General features: G+C 71.4%; 28 protein-coding genes and 1 pseudogene. 18 read left to right on the plus strand and 11 right to left on the minus strand.

All coding sequences use genetic code 11. The features are described from left to right. Positions 1–21 precede the first annotated feature (21 nt). From R9Z33_RS24455 to R9Z33_RS24470, 4 genes are read left to right on the plus strand one after another with little or no spacing between them, the layout of a single operon-like run. Positions 22–1,113 carry an ABC transporter permease gene (locus R9Z33_RS24455; protein WP_450104018.1) on the plus strand — a complete coding sequence of 364 codons (1,092 nt, stop codon included), beginning with the start codon at positions 22–24 and terminating at the stop codon, positions 1,111–1,113. Beyond that, positions 1,113–2,726, plus strand: coding sequence for an ABC transporter ATP-binding protein (locus R9Z33_RS24460; protein WP_318649194.1), 1,614 nt, complete (start codon positions 1,113–1,115; stop codon positions 2,724–2,726). Before R9Z33_RS24455 ends, R9Z33_RS24460 begins: the two co-directional genes overlap by 1 nt. Further along, on the plus strand, positions 2,723–3,214 hold the full coding sequence (locus R9Z33_RS24465) for a hypothetical protein (protein ID WP_318649195.1): 492 nt from the start codon (positions 2,723–2,725) through the stop codon (positions 3,212–3,214). The genes R9Z33_RS24460 and R9Z33_RS24465 overlap by 4 nt, the downstream gene beginning before the upstream one ends. After that, a complete protein-coding gene (locus R9Z33_RS24470) occupies positions 3,214–4,146 on the plus strand; it encodes a 2-hydroxyacid dehydrogenase (protein ID WP_318649196.1) in 933 nt (310 codons plus the stop codon). Before R9Z33_RS24465 ends, R9Z33_RS24470 begins: the two co-directional genes overlap by 1 nt. 40 nt (positions 4,147–4,186) lie before the next feature. Here the strand turns inward: R9Z33_RS24470 and R9Z33_RS24475 are convergent, their stop codons facing one another. Next, positions 4,187–4,564, minus strand: a complete 378-nt coding sequence (locus tag R9Z33_RS24475) for a MarR family transcriptional regulator (protein WP_318649197.1) — start codon at positions 4,562–4,564, stop codon at positions 4,187–4,189. A gap of 182 nt (positions 4,565–4,746) precedes the next feature. Continuing rightward, positions 4,747–6,087: a leucyl aminopeptidase family protein gene (locus R9Z33_RS24480; RefSeq protein WP_318649198.1), complete on the minus strand. Its 1,341-nt coding sequence runs from the start codon at positions 6,085–6,087 to the stop codon at positions 4,747–4,749. A 91-nt stretch (positions 6,088–6,178) separates the two neighbouring features. On the opposite strand from R9Z33_RS24480, the gene hslV reads away from it, so the two are divergent. Further along, on the plus strand, positions 6,179–6,736 hold the full coding sequence (gene hslV, locus R9Z33_RS24485) for an ATP-dependent protease subunit HslV (RefSeq protein ID WP_318649199.1): 558 nt from the start codon (positions 6,179–6,181) through the stop codon (positions 6,734–6,736). Then, entirely contained in the window at positions 6,736–8,070 is a 1,335-nt protein-coding gene (hslU, locus tag R9Z33_RS24490) for an ATP-dependent protease ATPase subunit HslU (RefSeq protein ID WP_404830633.1), read from the plus strand. Before hslV ends, hslU begins: the two co-directional genes overlap by 1 nt. Positions 8,071–8,091: 21 nt before the next feature. Here hslU and R9Z33_RS24495 read toward each other — a convergent pair whose 3' ends face one another. Beyond that, complete coding sequence (locus R9Z33_RS24495; protein ID WP_318649200.1) at positions 8,092–9,177, minus strand: transporter substrate-binding domain-containing protein; 1,086 nt, start codon at positions 9,175–9,177, stop codon at positions 8,092–8,094. Positions 9,178–9,217: 40 nt separating this feature from the next. After that, entirely contained in the window at positions 9,218–10,072 is an 855-nt protein-coding gene (locus tag R9Z33_RS24500) for a DUF4189 domain-containing protein (RefSeq protein WP_318649201.1), read from the minus strand. Positions 10,073–10,569: 497 nt separating this feature from the next. On the opposite strand from R9Z33_RS24500, the gene R9Z33_RS24505 reads away from it, so the two are divergent. The 5 genes from R9Z33_RS24505 to R9Z33_RS24525 are packed head-to-tail and all read left to right on the plus strand — an operon-like array spanning position 10,570 to position 13,600. After that, positions 10,570–11,652 carry a TRAP transporter substrate-binding protein gene (locus tag R9Z33_RS24505; protein ID WP_318649202.1) on the plus strand — a complete coding sequence of 361 codons (1,083 nt, stop codon included), beginning with the start codon at positions 10,570–10,572 and terminating at the stop codon, positions 11,650–11,652. A gap of 35 nt (positions 11,653–11,687) precedes the next feature. Further along, positions 11,688–12,206 (plus strand): NUDIX hydrolase, encoded by a 519-nt coding sequence (locus R9Z33_RS24510; RefSeq protein ID WP_318649203.1) that lies wholly within the window; start codon positions 11,688–11,690, stop codon positions 12,204–12,206. Between the two features lie 32 nt (positions 12,207–12,238). Then, entirely contained in the window at positions 12,239–12,634 is a 396-nt protein-coding gene (locus R9Z33_RS24515; RefSeq protein ID WP_318649204.1) for a hypothetical protein, read from the plus strand. Positions 12,635–12,681: 47 nt separating this feature from the next. Continuing rightward, complete coding sequence (locus tag R9Z33_RS24520) at positions 12,682–12,969, plus strand: hypothetical protein (RefSeq protein WP_318649205.1); 288 nt, start codon at positions 12,682–12,684, stop codon at positions 12,967–12,969. Between the two features lies 1 nt (position 12,970). Then, entirely contained in the window at positions 12,971–13,600 is a 630-nt protein-coding gene (locus R9Z33_RS24525; protein ID WP_318649206.1) for an ankyrin repeat domain-containing protein, read from the plus strand. Between the two features lie 9 nt (positions 13,601–13,609). Here the strand turns inward: R9Z33_RS24525 and R9Z33_RS24530 are convergent, their stop codons facing one another. The 5 genes from R9Z33_RS24530 to R9Z33_RS24550 form a co-directional block, all read right to left on the minus strand. After that, positions 13,610–14,236, minus strand: coding sequence for a glutathione S-transferase family protein (locus tag R9Z33_RS24530; protein WP_318649207.1), 627 nt, complete (start codon positions 14,234–14,236; stop codon positions 13,610–13,612). A gap of 54 nt (positions 14,237–14,290) precedes the next feature. Beyond that, positions 14,291–15,259, minus strand: a complete 969-nt coding sequence (locus tag R9Z33_RS24535; protein ID WP_318649208.1) for a Bug family tripartite tricarboxylate transporter substrate binding protein — start codon at positions 15,257–15,259, stop codon at positions 14,291–14,293. A 136-nt stretch (positions 15,260–15,395) separates the two neighbouring features. Further along, positions 15,396–15,752 (minus strand): Rieske (2Fe-2S) protein, encoded by a 357-nt coding sequence (locus tag R9Z33_RS24540; protein WP_318649209.1) that lies wholly within the window; start codon positions 15,750–15,752, stop codon positions 15,396–15,398. Continuing rightward, positions 15,749–16,306 carry an HXXEE domain-containing protein gene (locus tag R9Z33_RS24545; RefSeq protein WP_318649210.1) on the minus strand — a complete coding sequence of 186 codons (558 nt, stop codon included), beginning with the start codon at positions 16,304–16,306 and terminating at the stop codon, positions 15,749–15,751. The genes R9Z33_RS24540 and R9Z33_RS24545 overlap by 4 nt, the downstream gene beginning before the upstream one ends. After that, a complete protein-coding gene (locus tag R9Z33_RS24550; RefSeq protein WP_318649211.1) occupies positions 16,303–16,743 on the minus strand; it encodes an EVE domain-containing protein in 441 nt (146 codons plus the stop codon). Before R9Z33_RS24550 ends, R9Z33_RS24545 begins: the two co-directional genes overlap by 4 nt. A gap of 161 nt (positions 16,744–16,904) precedes the next feature. On the opposite strand from R9Z33_RS24550, the gene R9Z33_RS24555 reads away from it, so the two are divergent. The 7 genes and pseudogenes from R9Z33_RS24555 to ccmI all read left to right on the plus strand — a co-directional run bounded on the left by R9Z33_RS24555 (position 16,905) and on the right by ccmI (position 22,564). Next, a complete protein-coding gene (locus R9Z33_RS24555) occupies positions 16,905–17,702 on the plus strand; it encodes a heme ABC transporter permease (RefSeq protein ID WP_318649212.1) in 798 nt (265 codons plus the stop codon). 154 nt (positions 17,703–17,856) lie between these two features. Further along, positions 17,857–17,997 carry a heme exporter protein CcmD gene (gene ccmD / locus R9Z33_RS24560; RefSeq protein WP_318649213.1) on the plus strand — a complete coding sequence of 47 codons (141 nt, stop codon included), beginning with the start codon at positions 17,857–17,859 and terminating at the stop codon, positions 17,995–17,997. Continuing rightward, positions 17,994–18,476, plus strand: a pseudogene (gene ccmE / locus R9Z33_RS24565) (cytochrome c maturation protein CcmE); the annotation flags it as partial. The gene ccmD and the pseudogene ccmE, both read left to right, overlap by 4 nt. Before the next feature lie 131 nt (positions 18,477–18,607). Further along, the gene (locus tag R9Z33_RS24570; protein ID WP_318649214.1) at positions 18,608–20,593 is read left to right on the plus strand and encodes a heme lyase CcmF/NrfE family subunit; all 1,986 of its coding nucleotides are present in this window, start codon (positions 18,608–18,610) and stop codon (positions 20,591–20,593) included. Then, positions 20,590–21,180, plus strand: coding sequence for a DsbE family thiol:disulfide interchange protein (locus R9Z33_RS24575; RefSeq protein ID WP_318649215.1), 591 nt, complete (start codon positions 20,590–20,592; stop codon positions 21,178–21,180). The genes R9Z33_RS24570 and R9Z33_RS24575 overlap by 4 nt, the downstream gene beginning before the upstream one ends. Before the next feature lie 134 nt (positions 21,181–21,314). Next, positions 21,315–21,773, plus strand: coding sequence for a cytochrome c-type biogenesis protein (locus R9Z33_RS24580; protein ID WP_318649216.1), 459 nt, complete (start codon positions 21,315–21,317; stop codon positions 21,771–21,773). Continuing rightward, complete coding sequence (gene ccmI / locus R9Z33_RS24585; protein WP_318649217.1) at positions 21,773–22,564, plus strand: c-type cytochrome biogenesis protein CcmI; 792 nt, start codon at positions 21,773–21,775, stop codon at positions 22,562–22,564. The genes R9Z33_RS24580 and ccmI overlap by 1 nt, the downstream gene beginning before the upstream one ends. A gap of 9 nt (positions 22,565–22,573) precedes the next feature. Here ccmI and R9Z33_RS24590 read toward each other — a convergent pair whose 3' ends face one another. Further along, positions 22,574–24,757 (minus strand): tetratricopeptide repeat protein, encoded by a 2,184-nt coding sequence (locus R9Z33_RS24590; RefSeq protein WP_318649218.1) that lies wholly within the window; start codon positions 24,755–24,757, stop codon positions 22,574–22,576. 25 nt (positions 24,758–24,782) lie between these two features. Continuing rightward, positions 24,783–25,799: a GDP-mannose 4,6-dehydratase gene (locus R9Z33_RS24595; RefSeq protein ID WP_318649219.1), complete on the minus strand. Its 1,017-nt coding sequence runs from the start codon at positions 25,797–25,799 to the stop codon at positions 24,783–24,785. Between the last annotated feature and the right edge of the window lie 21 nt (positions 25,800–25,820).

The raw sequence follows: 25,820 nt of genomic DNA on the forward strand, positions 1-25,820 counted from the left end.
GGTCGGCTGTTCTGATCGGAGTTGCAGGAACCTGAGGTTCTTGCCGGGGTCATCGAGGGGCGGCGCCCCTCGATGACCCTCTCCCCGCTCACCCGCCGCCGCATCGCGAATTTCCGCGCGAACCGCCGCGGCATGATCTCGCTCTGGATCTTCGGCACGCTCTTCGTGCTGACGCTCTTCGCCGAGCTTCTGGCCAATGACCGCCCGCTGGTGGCACGGGTGGACGGGAACTGGTTCTTCCCCGTCGCCGTCGAATATGCCGAGAGCGACATCGTCCCTGACGGCCTGCCGACCGAGGCCGATTGGCACGACCCGGAATTCATGCGCGACGTGCATGCGCGCGGCTGGGTGGTCTGGCCGCCCATCCGCTACAGCCACGCGACGGTGGTGCGCGACCTCGGCCGGCCCGCGCCCTCCCCGCCCAGCACCCGCAACTGGCTCGGCACGGATGACCAGGCGCGGGATGTGCTGGCGCGCGTCATCTACGGCTTCCGCATCTCGGTCCTGTTCGGTTTCACGCTGACCATCGCGGCCTCGATCATCGGCATCGCGGCGGGCGCGGTGCAGGGCTATTATGGCGGTTGGACCGACCTGCTGTTCCAGCGCTTCATCGAGATCTGGTCCGGCATGCCGCAGCTCTTCCTGCTGATCATCCTTGGCTCCGTCATCGAACCGAGCTTCTGGACGCTGCTGGTCTTCCTGCTGCTGTTTTCCTGGATGGGCCTGGTGGGCGTGGTGCGCGCGGAATTCCTGCGTGGACGCAACCTGGATTATGTGCGCGCGGCACGGGCGCTCGGCGTTTCCGACAGCGCGCTGATGTTCCGCCACATCCTTCCCAATGCGATGGTGGCGACGCTGACCTTCCTGCCCTTCATCCTCTCCGGTTCCGTCACCGTGCTCTCCACGCTGGATTTCCTGGGCTTCGGCCTGCCGCCCGGCTCGGCCTCGCTGGGCGAGCTCTTGAGCCAGGGCAAGAACAACCTCCAGGCGCCCTGGCTCGCCTTTACCGGCTTCGTCGTGCTGGGCGGCGTGCTGACCTTGCTGATCTTCATCGGCGAGGCGGTGCGCGATGCGTTCGATCCCCGGAAACTGCCCGGCGGGAGTTTGAGCTGATGGAGAGCCAACCCCTCCTCACCGTCGAGAACCTCGCCGTCGCCTTCCGCGGCAAGCGCGTCGTCAGCGGCGTCTCCTTCACCGTGAATGCGGGTGAGACGGTGGCGCTGGTGGGCGAGAGCGGCTCCGGCAAGTCGGTCACCGCACTGTCCATCCTGCGGCTGCTGGCCAATACCGGCAGCAATCCGGAAGGCCGCATCACGCTGGACGGGACCGAGGTGCTGACGGCGAACGAGGGGACGCTGCAGCGCCTGCGCGGCGGCGTGGCCGGGATGGTCTTCCAGGAGCCGATGACCTCGCTCAACCCGCTGCACACCATCGGCCGGCAAGTGAGCGAGGCGATCACGCTGCACCGCCCGCTGCGCGGCGAGGCGTTACGCCAGGCCGTCATCACCACGCTCCAGCGCGCCGGCCTGCCGAACGCGGAGGAGCGCATCAACGCCTATCCGCACCAGATGTCGGGCGGCCAGCGCCAGCGCGTGATGATCGGCGCGGCCCTGGCCAACGAGCCCAAGCTGCTGATCGCCGATGAGCCGACCACCGCGCTGGACGTGACCATCCAGGCGCAGATCCTCGAATTGCTGGCCGACCTCAAGCGCCGCCTCGGCATGGCCATGCTGCTCATCACCCATGATTTGCAGATCGTCCGCCGCCACGCCGACCGCGTGGTGGTGATGAAGGATGGCGCGGTGGTCGAGCAGGGCCTGGTGGCCGAGGTCTTCGGCAACCCGCAGCATGCCTATACCCGCATGCTGCTGGCGACCGAGCCGCGCGGCCGCCCCGCACCCATCCCGGAGGGTGCTGAGGAGATCCTGCAGGGACAGGACATCCGCGTGCATTTCCCCATCCGCCGCGGCCTGCTCCGGCGCGTCGTCGCCCAGGTGAAGGCGGTGGATGGCGTGGACATCGCGCTGCGCGAGGGGGAGACGCTCGGCCTCGTCGGCGAAAGCGGCAGCGGCAAGACGACACTGGGCCTCGCCCTCATCCGCATGGAGAACAGCCAGGGCCAGATCCGCTTCGAGGGCCGCGACATCCAGCCGCTCACCCGCGCCGAACTGCGGCCCTTGCGCGCGCGCATGCAGATCGTCTTCCAGGACCCCTATGGCTCCCTCTCGCCGCGCATGAATGCGGGCGAGATCGTGGGCGAGGGCCTCGCCGTGCACGAACCCGGCCTGCGCGAGGCGGAGCGCGCCATCCGCGTGGCCCAGGCGCTGGAGGAAGTGGGCCTCGAGGCTGCCATGGCCGAGCGCTACCCGCATGAATTCTCGGGCGGCCAGCGCCAGCGCATCGCCATCGCGCGGGCGCTCGTCCTGAAGCCACGCCTGGTCGTGCTGGACGAGCCAACCTCCGCGCTGGATGTGAGCGTGCAGGCGCAGGTGGTGGAATTGCTGCGCGGGCTGCAGGCGAAGCACCGGCTGGCCTATCTCTTCATCAGCCATGACCTGCGCGTGGTGCGTGCCATGGCGCATCGCATCATCGTCATGAAGAATGGCCGCATCGTCGAGGCGGGCGAGGCCGAGGCCCTTACGCAAAACCCGCGCGAGCCCTATACGCGCGCCCTGATGGCCGCCGCCTTCGAGCTGCGCGCGGCCGAGGGGAACGGACCGAATTGAGCGCGACGACCGAGGAAACGGCGGCCCACCCTTGGGCCGGCCAGGAGCGGCAGAAGCTCCAGGCGCTGATGGATATCGAGCTGGTGAAGCTCGGCATCCATATCCGCAAGATGAATTCGCCCGGCAGCCCGGTCTATCGCTATGCCGAGAACATCATCCCGGCCGGCCTGATCCTCACCAGCTCCTTCCTCGCCACCGCGCTGATCCATTTCTATGTGGGCGCCGTGGTGCTCGCGATCGGCTGCTGGTGGTGGCTCGCCAAGGTGCAGCCGAAGATCAAGGAGGACGTGTTCATGCGCACGGCCGCTTACGTCCTCCAGGCCGACCTGAACTTCGACGTGATGTGGGCGCGCGGCGTGCTGAGCCTCTACGCCAAGCTGCCCGACGGCACCGAGCGCGTGGCGACGCGCCGCGACGATTGGCGCGCCTATGTGCGCAGCTTTCATGGGCTGGAGGGCGTGAACCTCCCCGAACAAGGACCCGGCTGATGGCCATTCTTCTCTCCACCAAGGCCAATGCCATGCAGGATTGGCGCGACGCGCTGCTGGCCGAGGATCCCACGCTCGACATCCGCCTCTTCCCCGATGCGGGCGACCCCGCCGATATCGAGGCGGCGGTCTGCTGGACGCAGCACGACATGGCGGAGTTGCGCCGCTATCCGAACCTCAAGCTCGTCGTCTCCATGGGCGCGGGCGTGGACCACCTGCTGCGCCCGCCGGGCCCGCCGCCCGGCATTCCCGTGGCGCGCCTGAAGGATGAGCGCCTGACCAGCGGCATGACCGAATGGGTGCTGCTCAACGTGCTGCGCTTCCACCGGCAGGATCTGGAATACCGCGCGCAACAGGCGGCCCGCATCTGGGACGAGCTGCCCGCGCCGGACACGGCCAAGCGCCGCATCGGCATGCTGGGCCTGGGGCAGCTCGGCAATGCCTCGGCGCAGGCGCTGCGCGGCCTCGGCTTTCCGGTGATGGGCTGGACGCGCAACCCGCGCCAAGTGGAAGGCGTCACCTGCTTCTCCGGCGCCGAGGGGCTGGAGGCCATGTTGCGGCAGACTGACATCCTGGTTTGTCTGTTGCCGCTGACGCCCGAGACGCGCGGCGTGATCAACGCGAAAAGCCTCGCCTGGCTGCCGCGCGGCGCCTTCGTCATCAACGCCGCGCGCGGTGGCCACCTCGTCGCCGAGGATCTGCTGGCGGCGCTGGATTCGGGCCATGTGGCGGCAGCGGCTCTCGATGTGTTCGAGCCCGAGCCCCTGCCCGCCGATCATCGTTTCTGGACGCACCCCAAGGTGCTGGTCTGGCCGCATGCCTCGGCCATCACCATCCCCGCCAGCGCGGCGCCGCAGGTGGTGGAAAATCTGCGCCGCGCACGCGAGGGGCGGCCGCTGATCAATCTGGTCGATTTCAGCGCCGGCTACTGAGCCGGCGCCGGGCCGTCCCGCGCGGAACGCGCCGGGCGGCTCAGGCCTCGACGGAATCCGCGACCGGAATCTCGGCCACCACGCCATCGGCCTCGGCCATGGTCTGGCGCAGCTCGCGCAGGAAGACCGTGCCCTTGAGCGTCCGCTGCACCAGCACGCTGCGGCGATCCATCGGGTCCACCTTGCGGCGGGCGAGGTCGAGCTCGCCAAGGCGGTCGAGCGCGCGCGTGATGGCGGGTTTCGAGACGTTCAGGTTCTGCGCCAGGCCGCGCACCGTGTGCGGGCCGGGGCTGAGATAGACCGACAGGAAGACGCCCAATTGGCGCGCCGAGAGATCCGGCCCATCGCGGCGAACCAGCGCGACCGTCGTATCCCGCAGGATGCCGATCAGCTGGTCAGGATTGATCTGGACAGACATCGCGACTTTCCTTCAGGCACCGATACCTTGGGCGCCAGCTTGGATCACCCCGCGCCCGGCGCGCGAGATGTAAGCACTCTCTGACAGGTCATATTGGTTGCGTCAGCCGCGTGAGTAGGCCCGATTCCACATTGGATTGCAAGAAATTCATTTGCGCCTGGATTTCTTGCAAATTTTGGGTGTCACCCCGCGGAACGCTCAAGAAACCGCCCGAGCCCGGCCAGCGCGGCCCGCATCCCCGTCGCCTCGCCACCCTCCGGCCGCCCGGGGCGCGTCGCGTCGTTCCAGGCATAGAGGTCGAGATGCGCCCAGGGCGTGCCCTCCGGCACGAAGCGCCGCAGGAAGAGCGCCGCGATGATGGCGCCCCCCATCGGCTTGCTGGCGACGTTGTTCAGGTCGGCGATGGGGCTATCGAGCCAGTTCGCGTAGCCGTCATGCAGCGGCAGCCGCCAGAGCGGATCGCCCGCCGCCTGCCCGCCAGCCAGCAGCGCCTCGGCCAGCGTGTCGTCATTGCTGAACAGTGCGGGCAGGTCGGGCCCGAGGGCCACGCGCGCGGCACCCGTCAGGGTTGCACCGTTCAGGATCACGCGCGGCTGATGCTCCGCCGCGAAGGTGAGAAGATCGGCCAGCACCAGGCGCCCCTCGGCATCCGTGTTGCCGATCTCCACCGTCAGCCCCTGGCGGGTGCGGATCACGTCGAGCGGGCGGAAGGCCTCGCCGCTCACGCTGTTCTCGACGGCGCCGATCACCAGCAGCAGGCGGATGGGCGCGCGCTGCGCCATCAGCGCCTCGGCCAGCGCCAGCATCACGGCGGCACCGCCCATGTCCTTCTTCATGCGCAGCATCGCGCTCGACGGCTTGAGGTCGAGCCCGCCGGTGTCGAAGCACACGCCCTTGCCGCAGAGCGCGACGAGCGGCGCATCCGCCGCCCCCCATTCCAGCACCGCCACGCGCGGCGCGCGCGGGCTTCCCTGGCCCACCGCCTGCACCGCCGGGAAGCCCTGGCGCAGTTCCTCCCCCTCGATCACGCGGAAGCGCGCGCCATGCTGCGCCGCCACCTCGCCCACCATGGCGGCGAGTTCGGCCGGGCCCAGATGGTTGGCGGGCGTGTTGATGAGGTCGCGCGCGCGGCAGATGGCGGTGGCCACCGCCTGCGCCGATTCGCTGCCGGCCGGCGCCACCAGCCGCGCCGGTGCGCGCTTGCCCGGCTTGAAGCGGGTATAGCGATAGGCGCCCAGCGCCCAGCCCAGCGCCGCCGCCGCGCCATCGCCACCCTCGAGGCGCCACACGCTTCCCTCGGGCAGGCCATAGGGCAGCGCGCCATAGCCCTCGGCCGTCCGCGGCTCGCCGAAGAGCGCGCCCGCCACACCGTCCGCGCCCGGCAGCAGCACGATCTCGCCCGGCTTGCCGGTGAAGCCCGCGGCCCGGGCGAAAGCGGCGCCCGGCAGGGCGTCCCAGGTCTCGGGCGTCACGACATGCAGCGGTAGCGCGTGGGCGGCGTCGTTCAAGAGGCTGGGCAGCATGCGATTCTCCTTGGATGCAACAGGTTGGGATCAGACATGCGCCCCGGCAAGCCGCATTGCCGAAGCCGCCCGGACGGGCCACATGCGCCCCATGACAACAGACACGCATGATCCGCTGGGGTGGCACGGCACGACCATCCTTTGCGTCCGCCGCAACGGGAAGGTGGCCATGGCCGGAGACGGCCAGGTCTCGCTCGGCCAGACGGTGGTGAAGGGCAATGCCCGCAAGGTGCGCCGCATCGCGCAGGGCCGCGTGCTCGCGGGCTTCGCCGGCGCCACAGCCGATGCCTTCACCCTGCTGGAGCGGCTGGAAGCCAAGCTCGAGCGCTTCCCCGACCAGCTGGAGCGCGCCTGCGTCGAGCTGGCGAAGGATTGGCGGACCGACCGCTACCTGCGCCGGCTGGAGGCGCTGCTGGCCGTGGCCGACAAGGACCGCTCCCTGCTGCTCACCGGCCAGGGTGACGTGCTGGAGCCGGAGGACGCCGTCATCGGCATTGGCTCCGGCGGCAACTACGCGCTGGCCGCGGCCCGCGCGCTGCTGACGGTCGAGGGCGTGGAGGCGGAGGAGATCGCGCGGCGGTCCATGACCATCGCCGCCAGCATCTGCGTCTACACCAACGGCAACTTCATCCTGGAGACGCTTGGTTGATGAGCGACGTGACAGCCCCGGAGATGGTGAATCTCTCGCCCCGCGAGATCGTGAGCGAGCTCGACCGCTTCATCATCGGCCAGAACGACGCGAAGCGCGCCGTCGCCATCGCGCTGCGCAACCGCTGGCGGCGCCAGCAACTGCCGGAGAGCTGGCAGGAAGAGGTGGTGCCGAAGAACATCCTGATGATCGGGCCGACCGGCTGCGGCAAGACCGAGATCGCTCGCCGCCTCGCCAGGCTCGCCAATGCGCCCTTCCTCAAGGTCGAGGCCACGAAATTCACCGAGGTCGGCTATGTCGGCCGCGACGTGGAACAGATCGTGCGCGACCTGGTCGAGGCCGCGATCGTGCAGGCGCGCGACGCTGCCCGAAAGGATGTGCGCGCCAAGGCCGAGCTCGCCGCCGAGGAAGCCCTGGTGACCGCGCTGGTGGGCGAGGGTGCGGCCGGCGAAACCCGCCAGAAGTTCCGCAGGATGCTGCGCGAGGGCCAGCTCGAGGCGCGCGAGATCGAGGTTCAGGTGAGTGAGCCCACGGGCCAGCCCATCGGCATGATGGACATGCCCGGCATGCCCCCCGGCCAGATGCAGAACATGCAGGAGATGCTGGGCAAGATGTTCGGCGGCCGCCCCAAGCCCCGCCGCATGACCGTCGCCGCCGCGCGCGAGGCGCTGACGCGCGAGGAGGCGGACAAGCTGCTGGACAATGAGGCGGTGACCCGCAGCGCCGTGCTCAACGCCGAGAACAACGGCATCGTCTTCCTCGACGAGATCGACAAGATCGCCCGCAGCAGCGAGGGCGGCGTGCGTGGTGGCGACGTCTCCCGCGAGGGCGTGCAGCGCGACCTGCTGCCGCTGATCGAGGGCACGACGGTGAACACCCGCCACGGCCCGGTGCGGACGGACTTCATCCTCTTCATCGCCTCCGGCGCCTTCCACCTCTCCAAGCCCAGCGACCTGCTGCCCGAACTCCAAGGCCGCCTGCCGATCCGGGTGGAGCTGAAGGCCCTGACGCGCGAGGATTTCCGCCGCATCCTGACCGAGCCCGAGCACTCGCTGCTCAAGCAGGCCAGTGCGCTGATCCGCACCGAGGGCGTGGAGCTGGACTTCGCGGACGAGGCGGTGGACGCGCTGGCCGACCTCGCCGCCGAGATCAACGCGACGGTCGAGAATATCGGCGCGCGGCGGCTCGCCACCGTGATCGAGCGGCTGCTGGAGGATGTCAGCTTCACCGCCAGCGACCGGCGCGGCGAGACCGTCACGGTCACCGCCGCCATGGTGCGCGAGCGCGTGGCGACGCTCGCCGCCAGCGCCGACCTCTCGCGCTACATCCTGTAGCGCGGGCGGTCCCTCAGCCCGTCACCGCATCGGGAAGCTGTACATCAGCCCGCCGCGCGTCCACTGGTCGTTCAGGCCGCGATCCATCCCGAAGACGGAGGCGCGGCCGAGGTTGCGCTCGAAGACCTCGCCGTAATTGCCCACGCTGCTGAGGACGCGGGCACCCCAGTCATCCGGCAGGCGCAGCGGGCGGCCGAAGCCGGGCAGTACGCCCAGCATCTGCCGCACGCGCGGATCGGGATTGCCCAGGTTCTCGGCCAGGTTGGCGGAGTTCACGCCGAGATATTCGGCGCCGAGCAGCAGGTGCGTCACCCAGAAGACCAGGCCCCGCCATTCATCGTCGCCCGCGTGCACGAAGAGGGCGAGCGGCTCGCGCGAGATCACCTCGGCCAGCACCAGCCATTGGTCGGGCACGCGGAAATCGGTGACGCGGCGCGAGGCGAGGGCGCCGCTATCGGCGGCGAAGGCGTGGCAGGTGCCGGCCTCCATGGCCGTGACCACCTCGGCCGGCGTGCCGAAGCGGCGGATGGTCAGATTCAGGCCATGCCGGCTGTTGAAATTCTCGATATTGCCACCGGCCGTCCCGGGCCCCTCGGCGCCGGCCCAGCACACCGTCCGGCCACTGAGCTGCCGCGGGGAGCTGACATTGAGCGAGCGCGGCACCAGGAAGCCCATGCCGTCGTAGAAATTCACCGCCGTGGGCGTCACCGGCCGGCCCGCATCGCGGGTCAGCGTCACGGTCGCGTTGCGGGCCAGCACGTCAATCCGCCGCGCGGCCAGGGCATCGAGCCCGGCCTCGACCGTGGCCTGCGTCACGAAGCGCACCTTCTCCGCATCGCCAAGTGCGGCGGCGGCGATGGCGCGGCAGAAATCCGCATCCAGCCCGCGCATCACGCCGGCCGGGTCGGGCGCGGAGAAGCCGGCAAGGCCGCCATTCACACCGCAGAGCAGCTGGCCCCGCGACCGCACGGCGTCGAGCGTCGAGGCCGGCGCGGCAGGCCGCGCCTGTTGCCGGTTCTGCCCGCCCTGGGGCGCGTTCTGCGCCAGGACCGGCCCCGGGGCGATGAGCAGGGCAGCGAGGCCGAAGCCCGCGAGCAGACGGCGCATGACGGATTTCCTCTCTGTCGTTGAAAGCGGCTGGGTCATTTCAGCACCCCCCGGCCACGATGCGGCACTGGACGCCCGGCCCCTCGGCCCGGCGGCAGGCCTGCATGGCATCGGCCTCCGCCGCCTCGCGCGTGGCTCCACGCCCGGTGGTGGCCAGGTTGAGCACCTGGGTGGAAAGATCGGCCGTCATGGCCAGGGCGCGGGGATGGCGGCTGATCGCCATGGCGATGGCGCCGCACTGGTTCACCAGCTCGCCGTGGAACTTGCAGGGCACCTGGCCGGCCAGCGTCTGGCAGATGCGAACCGCGGCCATGTTCACCGCCAGCCGGTCCGTGTTGCCATTGGCGAAGCCATAGGCGGCGACGGGCTGGTCGGTCATGTACATGGCGCCGAAGCGCGTGCCGGGCGGCAGGGAGGCGGCGGCCTGCTGGCCGACCTCGATGCCCTGGCCGGAGAGGCAGCGCTGCACGCACTGGTTCTGCCCCGCCGCCGGCTGCCGCCCGCAGGCGGCCCGGCAGGAGGCCTCATTGCCAGCGCCCGAGGCCGCGACCTGCGCCGCCTGCCCGGTCACCGCCTGGAAGCAGGGGCCGCCGTGATGCGGCTGTGGCGCCGCCGCGCCGCAGCGCAGGAAGGCGACGGCCGCGAAGCGTTCGGAAGGCAGGCGCGCGCGGTACTGGGCGCCATCGGCGCAGCGGAAATCCCAGAAGGCGTTGCGCTGCCCGTCCATCCCTGCATGGAAGGCAAGGATCACGCTGTTGCACTGGTCGCCCTGGCTGCGCACCGCCTGGTGCAGCGCCTGGCGCCGCTCGGCGTCCGAGCGCGCCTGCAGCGCGTCATGCGTGGGGTTGCCGGTCTGGGCAAGGGCCTGCCCGCCCAGCATCAGCAGCAGGCCCACCCCGATCCGGAATGGATGCAAGGCTCGTCCGATGCGCCACATGACTGCTGCCTCCCTCAACGCGAAGTTGAACCCGACCTCAAACTTCCCGCAACGGTAACGTTTTGCAGACGCGAGAAGCCACCCCCCCCCCCCCGCCGGGCGCCCCGTCCCGGCCGGGGCTTGCCAAGCATGCTAGGGGGGGCGGAGCGTTCCAGCGGAATATCCCTGGCCATCATTTTTTCATTTCGTAAACCGCATATTTCGAATGGCGGGGGTCCTTGGCTCCTCGCCCCAGCGCGCGACGCGCAGCCCGGCACGGATCGAGGCGCAGCAGCGCGACTCCCTGGCCAAGAGACTGGCAGCCGTGCGCGGCGCCCAGCTCGGCCGCGGGCCATGGCCCGCGCCATCCCGTCGCCATAGCCGACGCCGCGCGAATAAAGGCCTTCGCGCTTCCCCCGCGCGCGGCTCTGCGTTATGCGCGTCTCACCAGGATGTCATCTTTGGAGGCAAACGTCATGAATCGTCGTCTCATTCTCGGCACGGCCGCGATGGCCGCGCCCGCCGCGCTGGCCACCCCCGCGCTGGCCCAGGCCAATCCCGAGATCCGCTGGCGCTGCCAGTCCAGCTTCCCGCGCAACCTCGATGTGCTGTTCGGCACGGCGGAGCGCGTCGCCAACCGCGTGGCCGCGCTGACCGAGAACCGGTTCCGCATCCAGGTCTTCCCGGCCGGCGAAATCGTCCCCGGCCTGCAGGTGCTGGACGCGGTGCAGGCCGGCACCATCGATTGCGGCCACACCGCCGCCTATTGGTACATCGGCAAGGAGCCGGGCTTCGCCTTCTTCACGGCCATCCCCTTCGGCCTGAACACCCGGCAGATGACGGCCTGGCTGCGCCATGGCGGCGGCAATGCGCTCGGGGACGCCCTCTTCGCCGAATACAACATCGTGGGCCTGCCCGCCGGCGACACGGGTGCCCAGATGGGCGGCTGGTTCCGTCAGGAAATCCGCACCCAGCAGGATGTGCAGGGCCTGAAGTTCCGCATTTCCGGCCTCGCCGGCCAGGTCTTCCAGCGCATGGGCGCGAGCCCGACCCTGGTTGCCCCGGCCGACATCTACCCGGCGCTGGAGCGCGGCACGATCGACGCGACGGAATTCGTCGGCCCGCATGACGATGAGCGCCTGGGCTTCTTCCGCGTGGCGCGCTTCTACTACGCGCCCGGCTTCTTCGAGCCCTCCGCCCGCCTGCACTTCATGAGCAACAAGCGCCAGTTCGACGCGCTGCCGCAGCAGTACAAGGACGCGCTCGCCATCGCCTGCGCCGAGGCGGACAGCGAGATGGTCAGCCGCTATGACCACCTGAACCCGATCGCGCTGCGCCGCCTCGTCGCGCAGGGCACGCAGCTGCGCTTCTACTCGCGCGAGATCCTGCAGCTCGCCTGGCGCTCGAACGAGGCGCTGATGGCCGACCTGGCCGGCCAGAACGCCCGCTTCAAGACGATCTGGGACAGCTACCGCCCCTATCGCTCGGAGCTGTTCCAGTGGTTCCGCGTGGCCGAGAACAGCTACGACAACTTCGCCTTCGCCGCGGCGGCGGGCTGAGACCGGCCGGGGTCCAGAGGGAGCGACGGGCGAGCATGAGCAATTTCGTCCGCCGCATCCCCGAGGGCGAGGACCGTGAGCGCCTCATCTGTGGCGATTGCGGCTACATCGCCTACGAGAACCCGAAGATCGTGGTGGGCAGCGTGGTGTCGGAGGGGGGGCGCGTCCTGCTCTGCCGCCGCGCCATCGAGCCCCGCCGCGGCTTCTGGACCTTGCCCGCCGGCTATATGGAACTCGGCGAGACCACCGAGGAAGGGGCGAAGCGCGAGGCCTGGGAAGAGGCCCGCGCGCGGCTTGAACTGGATGGCCTGCTGGCCATCTATTCCATTGCGCGAATCGGACAGGTCCAGATCATCTACAGGGCCCATCTGGCCGAACCGGGCTTCGCACCCGGTCCCGAAAGCCTGGATGTGCGATTTTTCGCCTGGGAGGAGATCCCGTGGGACGAGTTGGCCTTCCCCTCCGTGCATTGGTCCCTGAAGGCCTGGAAGGCGGGCGGCCCCGGCATCGCCGGCAATCCGCCGCAGGATCCGCGTGGCGTGGCCGGGCTCTAGCCCCCGCCCTCGGCCTGCTGCTCGCCGCGCTGATGGTCGCCCCGGCGCCGGCCCAGACCCCCGCCTCGACGCCTCAGGCCGCGCCCGCCCGCCCCACGCCGGAGGCGCCGCCCCGCCAACGCCCGCGTGACCCGCGCGACCGCGCCTTCATGGATGGCGGCATCGCCATCACGCCCGGCTTCTCGGGCAGCCTGCTCGGCCAGGGCATGCCGCCCGCCCCGCAGGCGCAGTTGGCCCCGCGCCCCAATCTCGATATCGAGGCGCGGCCGGTCGCTCCCTCGCAATCGCCGACACTGGCACCCACCATGATCCATCCGCGCGTGCCCAGCCGCAGCGCGGCGACCGACCCCGCGCCCACCCATCCGGACCAGCGGCTGCTGCAGACCCCCGCCCCCGGGGCGCGCCTCAACGTGCCGCTGACCTGGTAGGGCGGAAGCTCTCGCCTCCGGCCCGCGCCTCGGCTATGGCTTCAGCGATGGACAACCAGACCTCTCCCGGCTCCGCCCTCTTCGGTGCCACCATCTTCGCCGACGGTTTGCTCGACGCTTCCGTTCAGCATGGCGTGGTGCGGCTGACGCTCGGGCGCCTGGGCGCCGACAACAAGCCCGTCCCGGCGGGGCTGCTGGTGGTCCCCCTGGTGCAACTGGCCGGGCTGACCCAAGGCCTCGGGCGGCTGATGCAGCAGATCGAGGCGAAGATCAAGGAAGCGGCACCCGCCGCGGCCGAGACCCCGCCGGACAGCTTCACCTTCGGAGGGCGCTGAAATGACACGCTATCCTGTCCTGCTCCTCGCGGGCGCCATGCTGCTGCCGGCCCTGCCTGCCACGGCCCAGGGCATGCTCGGCTCCAGCCGCACCACCGCGCCGCCGGCGGCGGCCGCGCCGCGCGAGCCGCCGCCCGCCCTGCCCGGCGTGGCCGCCCGGCGTGGCGTGGCCCCCATCCCGGCCGAGACCCCGCCTTCCGCGATGAACCCCAATGACGCGCTGTTCGACGGCATCAACCGTGGCGACATCGCCACGGTGCGCGATGCCGTGGCGCGCGGCGCCGATGTGAACGCGCGGAACGCGCTGGGCCTGACGGCCGTGGACTCCGCCATCGACCAGGGCCGGCCGGAGATCATGTTCTACGTGCTCTCGGTGCGCGGCACGGCCGGCTACGCGCCGCCCCCGCCCGACACCATCCCGCTGCGCGGCCCGCCGGTCCGTACCCGCACCCCGCCGCCGACCCGTGAAGCGCGCGAGGCACCGGTCCAGGCGGCGAACGCGACGCCGCGCCTGCCGCAGCTCTGGCAGGCCAATGGCGGCGCACCGCAGCCCTCGATCGGGTTCCTCGGCTTCGATGCTGGCACGCCGGCCGGCGCGCGGCCGCCCCATGCGGAGCGGCGCGGGCGGTAAGGCCCGCGCCTAGACCACCTTCTCGGTGATGGTCTGCGGCACCGGCACGGTCGCCGCGAAAGACGGGCGCGCCTCCAGCCGCGCGCTCATCGCCGCGAGGCTGGGGTATTGGCCGGCCCAGTCGAATTCCGGAAAGCGCACAGCGAGGTAGCGCAGCGCCGTGCCGGCCGCGATGTCGGCCAGGCCGAAGCGGCCGCCCACGAGGAAGCCATCGCCCGCGCGCTCGGCCAGGGCGCGCACGCCACCCTCCACCTTGCGGCGCTGGCGCGCGATCCATTCCGCACTCGGCTCCTGGCGCAGCCGCTCGAAGAAGAGCAGCACCACGGCGTCACAGACACCATCGGCGATGACCTCGACCTGGCGCGCGGCGAGGATCTGCTCGGCATCATCGGGCAGCAGTCGCGGCGTGGGGTGCTTCACCTCCAGCCATTCCAGGATGAAGCGGCTCTCATAGATGCCGGTGCCGTCGGGCTGCACCAGCACGGGCAGTTTTTCCAACGGGTTGTAGGCCGGCGTCGCGGTGGTGCCGTGCCAGGGCACCTCGGTCTGGAGCGTGAAGGGAATGCCCTTCTCGATCAGCGCGATGCGCACCTTGCGGGCATAGGGCGAGGGGGTGGCGCTGATCAGCGTGTACATGCGCGGCTCCGCGAGGGCAGGACGGGCGGGGGAGGCCCCCGCCCGACAGGGGGCTCAGTTCAGATAGGCGCCGGTGGCCTGCACCACCTCGCCCCAGGCGGCACGCTCGCGGCGCTGCAGCTCGGCCAGCGCCTCGGGCGTCGAGGGCTCGGGCACGGCGCCCTGCAGGCGCAGCACCTCGATGAATTGCGGCTGGCGCATCGCCTCGTGCACCGCCTGGTTCAGGCGGGTGATGACCGGCGCGGGCGTGCGGGCCGGCGCGTAGATCGCCTTCCACAGCCCCGCATCCAGCGTGCCGCCGAGTTCAAGGATGGTCGGCGCATCGGGGTAGAGCGGCACGCGCTGCTTGGCGGCGACCGCCAGCACGCGGAGCTGCCCGGCGCGCCAGGCGCCCTCGGCGCCGCCAGCCGGCAGCGCCATGCAATCCACCTGGCTCGCGATGATCGCCTGCATGCCCGGCGCCTGGCCGGTGAAGGGCACATGCAGCATCTCCACCTGCTGCTGGCGCAGCACGCGCTCCATCGCGAGGTGCGAGGTGGAGGCGACGCCCCAGCTGGCGAAGCTGATCACGCCCGGGCGTGCCTTGCCGGCCGCCATCAGCGCGCGGAAGTCGCGGATATTGGGCTGCGAGGGGCCGCTGATGAAGGCGAAGGGCACGTTCGCGACGAAGCTGATCGGCGCGAAATCGCGGTCCGGGTCGTATTGCAGGGCGCGCATCGCCGTCGGCAGGATGGCCTGGGTGTCCACAATGCCCATCCAGAGCGTGTGGCCATCGGGCGCGGAACGCGCGGCGGCCGTGCCGCCCACGCTGCCGCCCGCGCCGACGCGGTTCTCGACGACGACGGAAACGCCGAGGATGGGCGTCAGCGCCTGCGCCATGGCGCGGCTCACCACGTCATTCAGGCCGCCGGGCGGGAAGCCCGAGATGATGCGGATCGTGCGATCCGGGAAGGCCAGGGCGGGGCTGGCCAGGGCCACGGCGGCGCCGGTGCCGAGCAGGGCGCGGCGGGTGATGTTCGACATGCAGGGGATTCCCTCTCTAGGGGACTGAAATTTCCTCGAGCCGCAAACTAGCGCGCCCATTCGTCCGGTCAAACCCCCGCCATGCGCTGAGAGGCTGCTCCACGTCTTTGGTGCCTGCACCAGAGACGCTCAGGCCCTAGATCCCTGCATCCGGCGGGACGCGCACCTCGCCCTCGACCAGCCGCACCTCCACCGCCTCCAGCACATCGCCCATGCAGGGGCCGGAAACGCATTCGCCATCCTCGATGCGGAAGCGTGCGCCATGCGCGGCGCAGACGATCATCTCCCGCTTGCGATCCAGAAATCGGTCAGGCACGGGCTCCAGCGGCAGGCCGATATGCGGGCAGGAATTCACATAGACCAGCACGCGCGCCCCGCGGCGGATGGCGAAGAGGCCGGTGAAGCCGCCGGGTGGCGCGGGAAAGCCGCGCGCCTCGCCATCCGGGATGTCCTCGACGCGGCAGAGGACGCGCCAATCAGCCGCGTCACTCATGCCGAGCGCCGCGTGACATGCAGCACGATGATGGCGTGCAGCGCGAGGATGAAGAGCAGCGCGCCCAGGTGCTCCACCACACCCACGCCCGGCTGGCCGGAGACGAGGATGAGGGTGACGAGGCCCGCCGGCAGGAAGAGCAGAACGGCCGTGACCAGCCCCGGATTGTAGAGCTTCAGCTTCACCGCTGCCGCCACATGGGTGGCCGCGTTCACCACCATGAGATAGGCGGCGGCCAGCCCCCAGCCGGGGTGATGCGTGGCCGCCAGCAGTAGCGCCAGCGCGTTCACCATCCAGACGCCGCCGATGTTGATGACGGCGACGGCGGCCGGCGTCAGCGCCTCGGCGCCACCGGCCAGGCGCGCATTCACGAAGTGGCGGAAGCGGTCGCCCACATGCTCTTCCAGCTGGTGCATCATGTAGAGTGGCTGCGCGAGAAAGACCCAGAGCAGCCAGGGCGGCATCACCGTCTGCTGCACCGGCGCCAGCGCCAGCAGCAGGGGCGCGCCGGTCAGCGCGCCGATCAGCCAGTGGTCGCGCAATGCCCGCATCATGCGCCGGCCATCTCCAGGATCACCGCCGCATGCTCGGGCGCGATCGGCATGACCGAAAGGCGCGACTGGCGGATCAGGCCGATGCCCTCCAGCCGCGGCTCGGCCTTGATGGCGGCGAGCGGCACAGGCTGCGGCAGCTTGGAGACGGTCTTCACATCCACGCAGACCCAACGGCCCGTCTCATCCGTCGGGTCGGGATAGGCGGTCCGGACGACTTCGACGATCCCCACCACCTCCTTGCCGATGTTGGAGTGGTAGAAGAAGACGCGGTCCCCAACCTGCATCGCGCGCAGGACATTGGCGGCCTGGGCGTTGCGCACGCCCGTCCAGGGTTCGACGCCATTGGCCACCTGCTGGTCCCAGCCGAAGACATCGGGCTCGGACTTCACGAGGAAGGTGGGCGGGTGGGGCTTGGCTTTCGGCGGGGGCTTGGCCATCGGATTCTTCGCAGCGGCAGGTGGCGTTCCCGCCAAGGCTTCGCATATCTGGCGCGACCTCGCCAATGGGGCGCAAATCATTGCGCGAGGATAACTTTCGGCTGGCGGATGCATCGCGCGGGACGCTTCAATCCCGGGGCGCATCTGCCTATGGTGGTGACGTGGAAAACGCTGCTCCAAACCCGCGGTCTTCAGGCTCGCTGCATCGCTTCGCCAATCCGGGCCGCTTCCTGCGGCTGACCGAGAGCTGGCTGCCCTGGCTTTCGGGTGCGGCGCTGGTCGTGCTCGGCATCGGGATCGTCTGGGGTCTCTGGCTCGCGCCGCGCGACTGGCAGCAGGGCGAGACCGTGCGGATCATGTTCGTCCATGTGCCGATGGCCTGGCTGGCCATGGGGGGATACATGGGCCTCGCCATCCTCTCCATCATGTCGCTGATCTGGCGCCACCCGCTGGCCGACCTCACGGCGCGGGAGCTTTCGCCGATCGGCGCCGCCGTCACCGCGCTCTGCCTGCTCACCGGCAGCCTCTGGGGCAAGCCGATGTGGGGCACCTGGTGGGTCTGGGATGCGCGGCTGACGTCGGTGCTGGTGCTGTTCTTCCTCTGGCTCGGCCATGCCGCGCTGGTGCGCGCCTTCGACGACCCGGAGCGCGGCGCGCGCATGGGCGCGATCCTCGCGCTCGTCGGCGTGGTGAACGTGCCCATCGTCAAGTTCAGCGTGGATTGGTGGAACACGCTGCACCAGCCGGCTTCGGTGACGCGGCTCGACGCGCCGGGCATGCATGTGGACATCCTCTACCCGCTGCTCTGGTGCACGCTCGGCTTCACGCTGGCCTTCATGGCGGTCACGCTGGCCGCGACGCGCGCCGCCGTGATGGAGCGTCGCGTCCGCGCCCTGCAGATGGCCGCCGCGCGGCGCGCGGATGCGAGCCCGGGCCAGATGCGGAGTGTGGAGGCATGAGCGCACACCTCGGGGAATCCAGCCGCAAAACAGCCGGCGCCACCCAACCGGGCGCCTGGCCCAGCGCGCCGGCAACGCGGCGAAGCCAAGGCGGCAGGGTGCGCGCGTCGTGCCGAAGTCGCGCCTCCGGCGGGACGCGCCTGAGGGCGGCAACATGACCCTCTCCACACACTGGCTGCACGTCATCGCGAGCTGGGCCGCCGTTCTGGGCGTCTTCGCCGCGCTCGCCCTCTCCGCACTCGGTCGCCATCGCGCGGCGAAGCGGCAACTCGCCCAGCTGGAACGGCAAAAATGACGCGCAAGAAGCGCCGGCTCTACATCCTCCTGCTTTGCGCCATCGGCCTCGGCAGCGCCACCGCGCTGACGCTGACGGCCTTCCAGGACAATCTCGTCTTCTTCCGCTCGCCGTCCGACATCGTGCGCGAGACGCCGCCACCCGGCCGCGCCTTCCGCCTGGGCGGCCTGGTCGAGGAAGGCAGCGTGCAGCGCCAGGGCGAATACCAGGGCCGCCCGGCGATCCATTTCCGCGTGACCGACGGCGCGCATGCCATCCCCGTCGTCTTCACCGGCGTCCTGCCTGACCTGTTCCGCGAGGGCCAGGGCGTGGTGACGCAGGGCGTGATGGGCGAGGACGGCACTTTCCGCGCGCGCGAGGTGCTGGCCCGCCATGACGAGACCTACATGCCGCCCGAGGTGGCCGATGCGCTGAAGCGTTCCGGCCACTGGAACCCGGCGCAGGGCGCGGCCCCGGCGCCGGCCACCTGGAACACGCTGGATCCCGCGCGCCCCGGCGCGACCGACCCCGCGCGCCCCGGCGCGACCGACCCCGCGCGCCCCGGCGCGACCGACCCCGCGCGCCCCGGCGCGACCGACCCCGCCCGCACCCAACCGCCGAGGAGCGGCTCATGATCCCCGAACTCGGCCATTTCGCGCTGATCCTGGCGGCGATGCTCGCCATCGCGCAGTCCATCCTGCCGCTCTGGGGCGCGCAACGCGGCGATGTGCGGCTGATGGGCTCGGCGGCGCCGCTCGCGGTGGCGGGGCTCATCGCCATCACCATCAGCTTCGCGGCGCTGATCTGGGCCTATGTGACCAACGACATGACGGTGGTGAACGTCGTCGCCAACAGCCACTCGGCCAAGCCGATGCTGTTCAAGGTCACCGGCGTCTGGGGCAATCACGAGGGCTCGCTGATTCTCTGGGTCATGGTGCTGGCCGGCTGCAGCGCCGCGGTCGCGGCCTTCGGGGGCGCCTTGCCCTCGGCCCTGCAGGCCCGCGTGCAGGCTGTGATGGGCATGATCCTGCTCGGCTTCCTCGCCTTCATCATCTTCACCTCCAACCCCTTCGAGCGCATCTGGCCGCCACCGCCCGATGGCCAGGGGCTGAACCCGCTGCTGCAGGATATCGGCCTCGCGATCCATCCGCCGCTGCTCTACATCGGCTATGTCGGCTACGCCGTGACCTTCGCCTTTGCCGTGGCCGCGCTGATCGAGGGCCGCGTGGACGCCGCCTGGGGGCGCTGGGTGCGGCCTTGGTCACTCGCCGCCTGGTCCTTCCTGACCATGGGCATCTCGATCGGCTCCTGGTGGGCCTATTACGAGCTGGGCTGGGGCGGCTACTGGTTCTGGGACCCGGTGGAGAACGCCTCGCTGCTGCCCTGGCTCGCCGGCACGGCGCTGCTGCATTCGGCCATCGTGGTCGAGAAGCGCGAGGCGCTGAAGATCTGGACGGTGCTGCTGGCGCTGCTGGCCTTCGCGCTCTCGCTGCTCGGCACCTTCCTGGTGCGTTCGGGCGTGCTGAACTCGGTCCATTCCTTCGCTTCCGACCCGGCGCGCGGGCTCTTCATCCTCTGCCTGCTCGGCATCTATGTCGCGGGCGCCTTCGCGCTCTTCGCCTGGCGCGCGCCGGCCATGGCGCCAGCCGGCGTCTTCGCGCCGATCTCGCGCGAGGGCGGCATCGTGCTGAACAACCTGCTGCTGTGCTCGATCACAGCGGTGGTCTTCGTCGGAACGCTCTATCCGCTCTTCCTCGACCTGCTGACGGGGCAGATGATCTCGGTCGGCCCGCCCTTCTTCAACGCGGCGACGGCGCCCCTGGCACTCCCGCTGGTGATGGCCATGGCCGTCGGGCCCATGCTGGCCTGGAAGCGCGCGAGCCTCTGGCCCGTGCTGCAACGCCTCTGGTGGGCCGCCTGCGTGGCGCTGCTGGCCTTCATCCTGACGCTGGCGCTGGCCGGCTGGCATGTGCTGAGCGCGCTTGGCTTCGCCTGCGCCTTCTGGCTGCTGGCGGGCGCCGTGGCCGACATCGCGGACCGTGCCGGCGTGGGGCGCACGAGCCTCGGCAATGCCTGGAACCGCGCGCGCAACCTGCCGCGCGCCGCCTGGGGCGCCGCCATCGCCCATGCGGGCGTGGGTGTCACCATCCTCGGCATCTCGGGCATGGGGCTCTCCACCGAGAAGCTGGTCGCGGTGCCGCCCGGCGGCTCCACGACATTTGCCGGCTATGAATGGCGGTTGGAGGGCGTGCGCGATTTCGTCGGCCCCAACTTCACCGCCCGCAAGGCCACCATCACCGTGCTGCGCGACGGCCGCGTGGTGCATGTGATGGAGCCGAGCAAGCGCTACTTCCCGACCGGCCGGATGACGACGACCGAGGCCGCGATCCGCACCTCGCCGGCCGGCGACCTCTACGCCGTTCTTGGCGAGGAGCGGGCCAATGAGGCGGGCGTGAACGAGGCGGTGCTGCGGCTGCACAACAACCCGCTCGCGCCCTGGATCTGGATCGGCGCGGGCATCATGGCCCTCGGCGCCGCCTTCTCGCTGAGCGACCGGCGCATCCGCATCGCCGCCCCCGCAAGGCGGCGGAAGGAGGAGGCGGAGGCGCCGGCATGAGCGATGTGGTGAAACCGGCGCCCAAATCCTCGCGCCGCAAGCTGCTGCTCTTCGCCCCGCTCGGCGTCGCGGCCGCGGCGGGCCTGGGCTTCTGGGCCATGCTGCGCGGCCTGCAGGATGGCAGCTTCAATCCGCGCGGCGTGCCCTCGGCCCTGCTGGGCAAGCCGCCGCCGGAATTCAGCCTGCCCGCGCTCGACAGTTCCGGCCTGCCGGCCCTGGCATCGGGCGATTTCCGGGGACTGCCCGGCCCGGTCGTGGTGAATTTCTGGGCCAGCTGGTGCGCGCCCTGCATCATCGAGCACCCGCATCTCATGGCCTTGCAGCGCCAGGGCGTGCCGGTCTGGGGCGTGAACTACAAGGACCGCCCGCGCGAGGCGCAGGCCTTCCTGACGCGCCACGGCAACCCATTCGCCCGCCTCGGCGTGGACGAGCCGGGCCGGGTCTCGATTGACTGGGGCGTCTATGGCGTGCCCGAGACCTACATCCTGGATCGCGGCGGCATCATCCGCTGGCGCTTCGCAGGGCCCCTGACGCCCGAACTCATGGCGCAGGACGTACTGCCTCTCCTCCGGCGGCTTGCCGGATGAGATTTTTTGACGCCCTCAGGCGCCGGGCGCGCGCTCCGCGCGCTTGGCTTCGCCGCGCGGCGGGCGCGCTTGGCCATGCCTCCGGTTGGGCGGCGCCGGCCGCTGTGCGGCCGGATTCTCATTTGGCTGGCCCGTTGCTGCTGGCGTTCGCGCTGCTGTCGGCCGCCCCCGCCTTCGCCCAGATCGGTGACACCACCTACCGCCTGCGCGACCCCGCGCAGGAGCAGCGCGCGCGCGAGATCGGCAAGGAGCTGCGCTGCCTCGTCTGCCAGAACCAGTCCATCGAGGACAGCGACGCCTCCCTCGCGCGGGACCTCCGCCGCATCGTGCGCGAGCAGGTGGAGCAGGGCGCGACCGACGAGCAGGTGATGCGCTTCGTGCACGAGCGCTACGGCGATTTCGTGCTGCTGCGCCCCCCCTTCCGCTGGAGCACGCTGCTGCTCTGGGCCACCCCGGCCCTTGCCCTGCTGGGCGGGCTCTTCGCCATTTGGCGCGCGCGCCGGCATGCGAACCCGACCGGCATCGGGCCGACCGAATTGACCGAGGCCGAGCGCCAGCGACTCGCCGCATTGCAAGGTGAACCGAAGGCGTGATGTGGTTGGCTCTGGGCCTGGTGGCCGCGCTCATTCTCTCGCCGCTCGCCTATGCGGTGCTGCGCCCGCCCCGCCCGCGCGGCCGGGGCGAGGCCGACATGGCGCTGTTCCACGCGCAACTCGCCGAACTCGAGGCCCAGCGCGCCGAAGGTCGCCTGGATGAGGCCGCCTTCAAGTCGGCCACCGTCGAGGTGCAGCGCCGCCTGCTGGCCGCCCCAGCCCCGGAATCGCTGAACGCGCCCGGGCGCCCCTCCCTGCTGCTGCTGGCCGCCCTCGCCCTCGTGCCGGTCGCCGGCGTGGTGCTCTATGTGGAGCGCGGCTTCCCCGACATGCCCTCGGCCACGCTCGCCGTCCGGCAGGAGGCCGATGCGCAGGACGAGGCGATGATCACGCAGCTGCGGGCCCGCCTCGCCACGGCCGATCCCAACACGCAGCTTGGCCGCCAGGGCTTCATCCTGCTCGGCAATGCCGAGCGCAACCGCGGCCGCCTGGCCGAGGCCGTCGCCGCCTGGGAAAAGGCGCTCGGCGGCGGCTTCGATGTAGGCCTGGCCGGCGACGTGGCCGAGATCGAGATCGAGCTGAATCGGCCCGAGAACGCGCTGCGCTGGATCACGCGCGGCCTCGCGCTGCAACCGCAGGATCCCCGGCTGCGCTTCCTGGGCGGCCTCGCCGAGGCGCGGGCCGGCCGGGACACCACGGCGCGTGCCATCTGGACGCAACTGCTGGCCGATGCGCCGGCCGACGCACCCTGGCGCAACATCGTCGAGGAACGGCTCCGCGGCCTGAACTGAGGCGCGGTTTCAGCCGGCGTGAGCGAGCCGCACGCCGGGCCGCTGCGCAGTGCCGTCCCGCGCGGCCTCCCGGTGCAGTTCCGCCAGCCAGTCCGCCCCGCCCGGCGGCGGCGCCTGCACCAGCGCGACCCAGCCCGTCGGGGCGGCGGCACCGGGCGGGAGCAGCCTCAGCCGGGGATCGAGGCCAGCCAAGGCCCGCAACGCGGCCGCCAGCGCCTCGGGCCAGTCCGGCTGCAAGGTCAGCAGACATTCGAACGGCGCGGCGGTGCCGCCCAGCACCCGCTGGATGGTCGAGGAGAGCGCCTCGGGCGGCGCCGCGATCACGATCGAGGTGAAGGGCGCCGCCAGTTCCATCAGCGCATCGGCTGAACGCCCGCCATCGCGCCGCATGGCGGGCGGGGGCAAGGCGAGATCGGGGCATTCGAAGCCCTGCATCGCAGGCTGGGCCAGACGCAGGCGCGAGAGCGGGCGCGGCGGCCGCAGCAGGACGGCACCCGGCCCCTCCAGCCGCAGCACCAGCTCCAGCCCGGCGGCGTCCAGCTCGGCGCCTTCCGGAGCCAGGTCGAAGCGGTGCAGGCGCGGGCGCGGCGATGGCTCGAGGCGACGGAGCACCCGCTCCCCGGCCTCGGCGCCTTCGGCATCGGTGCGGCGCAGCGCCAGCACCACGGCCGGGCCGGGCGCCCAGGCCCGCAGATCGAGACCCATGCGCAGGCCATCCCGCCGCGCCAGGGCGAAGCCGATTTCCGCAGCTCCGCCCTCGCCGCGCAGCAGCAGTCCGTAATCCGGCAGGTCTCCGGCGCGGACCTGCCGGGGCTCGACCGGCGTGGCCATGGCCCGTGCACCGAGGGCGCAGAGGCGAAGGCCGGGCGCCGGCCAGCTGGGCTCCGCGCCGGCCCAGGCCTCCAGCGGGCCCTGCCAGTCGCGCAATTCCGGATTGACCAGGGGCGAGGCGAGGGCCTGCTCCACGGGCGGGCCGAACATCTGCTCCAGCGCACGGAGACGCTCGCGCCCCGTCGGATCCCCGGGCAGGGCGTCCAGCAGCCGGCGCCAATGCGCCAGCGCGGCGCGGGGCGCCCCCACCGCCTCCGCCGTCAGCGCCAATTGGCGCAGCAATTCCGGATCGGCGGGAACCTGCCGCACCGCCTCCGCCGCCTCCTGCACCGCCTCGGCCCGGCGATTGAGGGCGATCAGGCCGCGCGTCCGCTTCGCCACCCGTTCGCGAAAGGCCGCATCGCGCGGGCCGATGGCCGCCCAGGCCTCGATCGCGGCCTCGTGCCGGCCCAGCGCGGTGGTAGCCCGCGCCAGGATCAGCGCGGCGCGCTCATGCCCCGGATGCTCCCGCAGCACGGTCCGGGCCAGGCGCTCGGCCGGCTCCAGCTCCTGCTGCGCGAGGTGGATGCGGGCGCGGATCGAGAGCAGGTCCGGATCCTCCGGATGCTCCAGCAGGGCGGCCTCCAGCAGCCGCGCCGCGGCCGCATGGTCCTGCGCGGCCTCAGCCTTGCGGACCAGCGCCAGATAGTCCCTGCGGCTCAGGCCCGCCGCGGCCGAGGGCGAAGGGGCCGGCGGGCGGATCTGGCCGGCCAGGACGGTCACCGCGCCCAGCATCCATTCCCCATGGGCGCCCACCGCGCGCAGCTCCAGCCGGGCGCCCTCGGCCGGGGGCGGCTGCAGCCGGGCGAGGTCGAAGGCGAAGCCGTGCGCGCCATCGCCGATCCCGGCGCGAGCCAGTTCCGCGCGGCGCAGGGCGGCAGGCTGCCGCGCCAGCAACCGCCCCTCCTGCGACAATTCCACCGTCACCCGGTCGAGCGGGCGCGCCGCATCCCAGGCCCAGCCGACGCAATGCCCGCCCGAGATGCCCTGCACACGCCCGCGCAGCATATGCAGCCGGGGCGGCAGCGGCAGGGCGAGGCGATCCACCTCGATCGGAATCCAGAGCTGTTCGGCGACGAGGCGCAGCTCATGCGTCGCGCCATCCTGCGCGGTGATGGGCAACGGATACGCGAAGCCACCGCCGCCCTCGCCAAAGCCAATGGCCTCCAGGTCGGACCGGGGAAGGTCCCCGCGCACCTCGGCGAGGGGCTGGCCGTCGAGCAGGATCTGGCCGGAGAAGCGGCGCAGCGGGTCATCGGGGTCCCAGAGCCAGCCGCGGAGCATGCCGTCGAAGACCCCGTCGATGCGTCCACGCAAGGCCATCTAGTTGCCCCTCATGGCGGCACCGTCACGCCGTTTGCCGGGCCACGGCCATCCGCTCATCCTCCAGGATCTCGGCCAGCATGGCGTCGAGTTCGGTGGCGGGCTCCCAGCCGAGCAGGCGGCGCGCCCGCGCGGCATCGCCCAGCGGGCCACGGCAGGCGGGGCCCGCCGGGTCCAGCCGGACCAGCACGCGCCCGCTGGTGGCGCAGCGCCCGGTCTCGGCCCAGCCCTCCCCCTGCCAGGTGAGCGGCGCCCCGGCCAGGGCGAAGGCGCGCTCCACCACCAGGCGCAGCGGATGGACGGGCCCGCCGGCCAGGACGAAGTCGCCCGGCTGCGGCTGTTGCAGCATGCGCCAGGCCGCCTCGGCATGGTCCCGCGCATGGCCCCAATGCTGCGCGTGGTCGAGCGCGCCGAGGGTGAGCGGCGGCGCGGCGCCCACCGCGAGTGCGGCCGCGCCGCGCGCGATGTGGCGCAGCAGCGCGTCCGGCGCCGCGCGGGCGCTGGCATGCGGGAAGGCGATGCCGCTGGAGGCGTGCATCCCGTGCCGCTCGCGGGCGCCGGCGATGAGCCAATAGGCCTGGAGGCGGGCGACGCCGGCCGGCGAATCCGGGGCGAAACCCGCTGTCTCATCGGCCGGGGCGGCGCCGCCGGGCCCGAAGATCTCGTAGCTCGAGCCCTGGAACAGCCGGACGGCGCGGCCGGGATCATGCAGCCGCAGCGCATCCAGCAGGCGCTGCGTCCCCAGCGCGTGGAGGGCCGCGGCGTTCTGCGGCGCGCGCCCGGCGGCGAGGCTCATCCCGACCAGGTTGTAGACCTCATCCGGCCGGACCCGCTGCAGGACGCGCAGCAGGCTGCCCCCCTCGGTCAGGTCGCCATGGTGCAGGTGGAGATCGGCCCCGAGGGCGGCGAGATTGCCGAGATTGGGGAGGGAGGTGCGGCGGCGCAGCCCGTGCACCGCATAGCCCTTGCCCAGCAGAAGCTCGGCGAGGAAGGAACCGTCCTGACCGGTGATGCCGATGATCAGCGCGACAGGGCGAGACATCTCAACTCCGAAAGGAAGGCC

This window comes from Sediminicoccus rosea, assembly GCF_033547095.1.
GTDB classification, from domain to species: domain Bacteria; phylum Pseudomonadota; class Alphaproteobacteria; order Acetobacterales; family Acetobacteraceae; genus Roseococcus; species Roseococcus rosea.

What these genes read in the sequence shown, in the direction of transcription:
- R9Z33_RS24460 (WP_318649194.1), top strand. Translation starts at nt 1,113, where the DNA reads ATGGAGAGCCAACCCCTCCTCACCGTCGAGAACCTCGCCGTCGCCTTC.
- R9Z33_RS24595 (WP_318649219.1), bottom strand. Translation starts at nt 25,799, where the DNA reads ATGTCTCGCCCTGTCGCGCTGATCATCGGCATCACCGGTCAGGACGGT.
- R9Z33_RS24505 (WP_318649202.1), top strand. Translation starts at nt 10,570, where the DNA reads ATGAATCGTCGTCTCATTCTCGGCACGGCCGCGATGGCCGCGCCCGCC.
- R9Z33_RS24475 (WP_318649197.1), bottom strand. Translation starts at nt 4,564, where the DNA reads ATGTCTGTCCAGATCAATCCTGACCAGCTGATCGGCATCCTGCGGGAT.
- R9Z33_RS24545 (WP_318649210.1), bottom strand. Translation starts at nt 16,306, where the DNA reads ATGATGCGGGCATTGCGCGACCACTGGCTGATCGGCGCGCTGACCGGC.
- R9Z33_RS24510 (WP_318649203.1), top strand. Translation starts at nt 11,688, where the DNA reads ATGAGCAATTTCGTCCGCCGCATCCCCGAGGGCGAGGACCGTGAGCGC.
- R9Z33_RS24540 (WP_318649209.1), bottom strand. Translation starts at nt 15,752, where the DNA reads ATGAGTGACGCGGCTGATTGGCGCGTCCTCTGCCGCGTCGAGGACATC.
- hslV (WP_318649199.1), top strand. Translation starts at nt 6,179, where the DNA reads ATGACAACAGACACGCATGATCCGCTGGGGTGGCACGGCACGACCATC.
- R9Z33_RS24570 (WP_318649214.1), top strand. Translation starts at nt 18,608, where the DNA reads ATGATCCCCGAACTCGGCCATTTCGCGCTGATCCTGGCGGCGATGCTC.
- R9Z33_RS24495 (WP_318649200.1), bottom strand. Translation starts at nt 9,177, where the DNA reads ATGCGCCGTCTGCTCGCGGGCTTCGGCCTCGCTGCCCTGCTCATCGCC.
- ccmI (WP_318649217.1), top strand. Translation starts at nt 21,773, where the DNA reads ATGTGGTTGGCTCTGGGCCTGGTGGCCGCGCTCATTCTCTCGCCGCTC.
- R9Z33_RS24470 (WP_318649196.1), top strand. Translation starts at nt 3,214, where the DNA reads ATGGCCATTCTTCTCTCCACCAAGGCCAATGCCATGCAGGATTGGCGC.
- R9Z33_RS24480 (WP_318649198.1), bottom strand. Translation starts at nt 6,087, where the DNA reads ATGCTGCCCAGCCTCTTGAACGACGCCGCCCACGCGCTACCGCTGCAT.
- R9Z33_RS24590 (WP_318649218.1), bottom strand. Translation starts at nt 24,757, where the DNA reads ATGGCCTTGCGTGGACGCATCGACGGGGTCTTCGACGGCATGCTCCGC.
- R9Z33_RS24550 (WP_318649211.1), bottom strand. Translation starts at nt 16,743, where the DNA reads ATGGCCAAGCCCCCGCCGAAAGCCAAGCCCCACCCGCCCACCTTCCTC.
- R9Z33_RS24575 (WP_318649215.1), top strand. Translation starts at nt 20,590, where the DNA reads ATGAGCGATGTGGTGAAACCGGCGCCCAAATCCTCGCGCCGCAAGCTG.
- ccmD (WP_318649213.1), top strand. Translation starts at nt 17,857, where the DNA reads ATGACCCTCTCCACACACTGGCTGCACGTCATCGCGAGCTGGGCCGCC.
- R9Z33_RS24525 (WP_318649206.1), top strand. Translation starts at nt 12,971, where the DNA reads ATGACACGCTATCCTGTCCTGCTCCTCGCGGGCGCCATGCTGCTGCCG.
- R9Z33_RS24515 (WP_318649204.1), top strand. Translation starts at nt 12,239, where the DNA reads ATGGTCGCCCCGGCGCCGGCCCAGACCCCCGCCTCGACGCCTCAGGCC.
- R9Z33_RS24530 (WP_318649207.1), bottom strand. Translation starts at nt 14,236, where the DNA reads ATGTACACGCTGATCAGCGCCACCCCCTCGCCCTATGCCCGCAAGGTG.
- R9Z33_RS24520 (WP_318649205.1), top strand. Translation starts at nt 12,682, where the DNA reads ATGGACAACCAGACCTCTCCCGGCTCCGCCCTCTTCGGTGCCACCATC.
- R9Z33_RS24535 (WP_318649208.1), bottom strand. Translation starts at nt 15,259, where the DNA reads ATGTCGAACATCACCCGCCGCGCCCTGCTCGGCACCGGCGCCGCCGTG.
- hslU (WP_404830633.1), top strand. Translation starts at nt 6,736, where the DNA reads ATGAGCGACGTGACAGCCCCGGAGATGGTGAATCTCTCGCCCCGCGAG.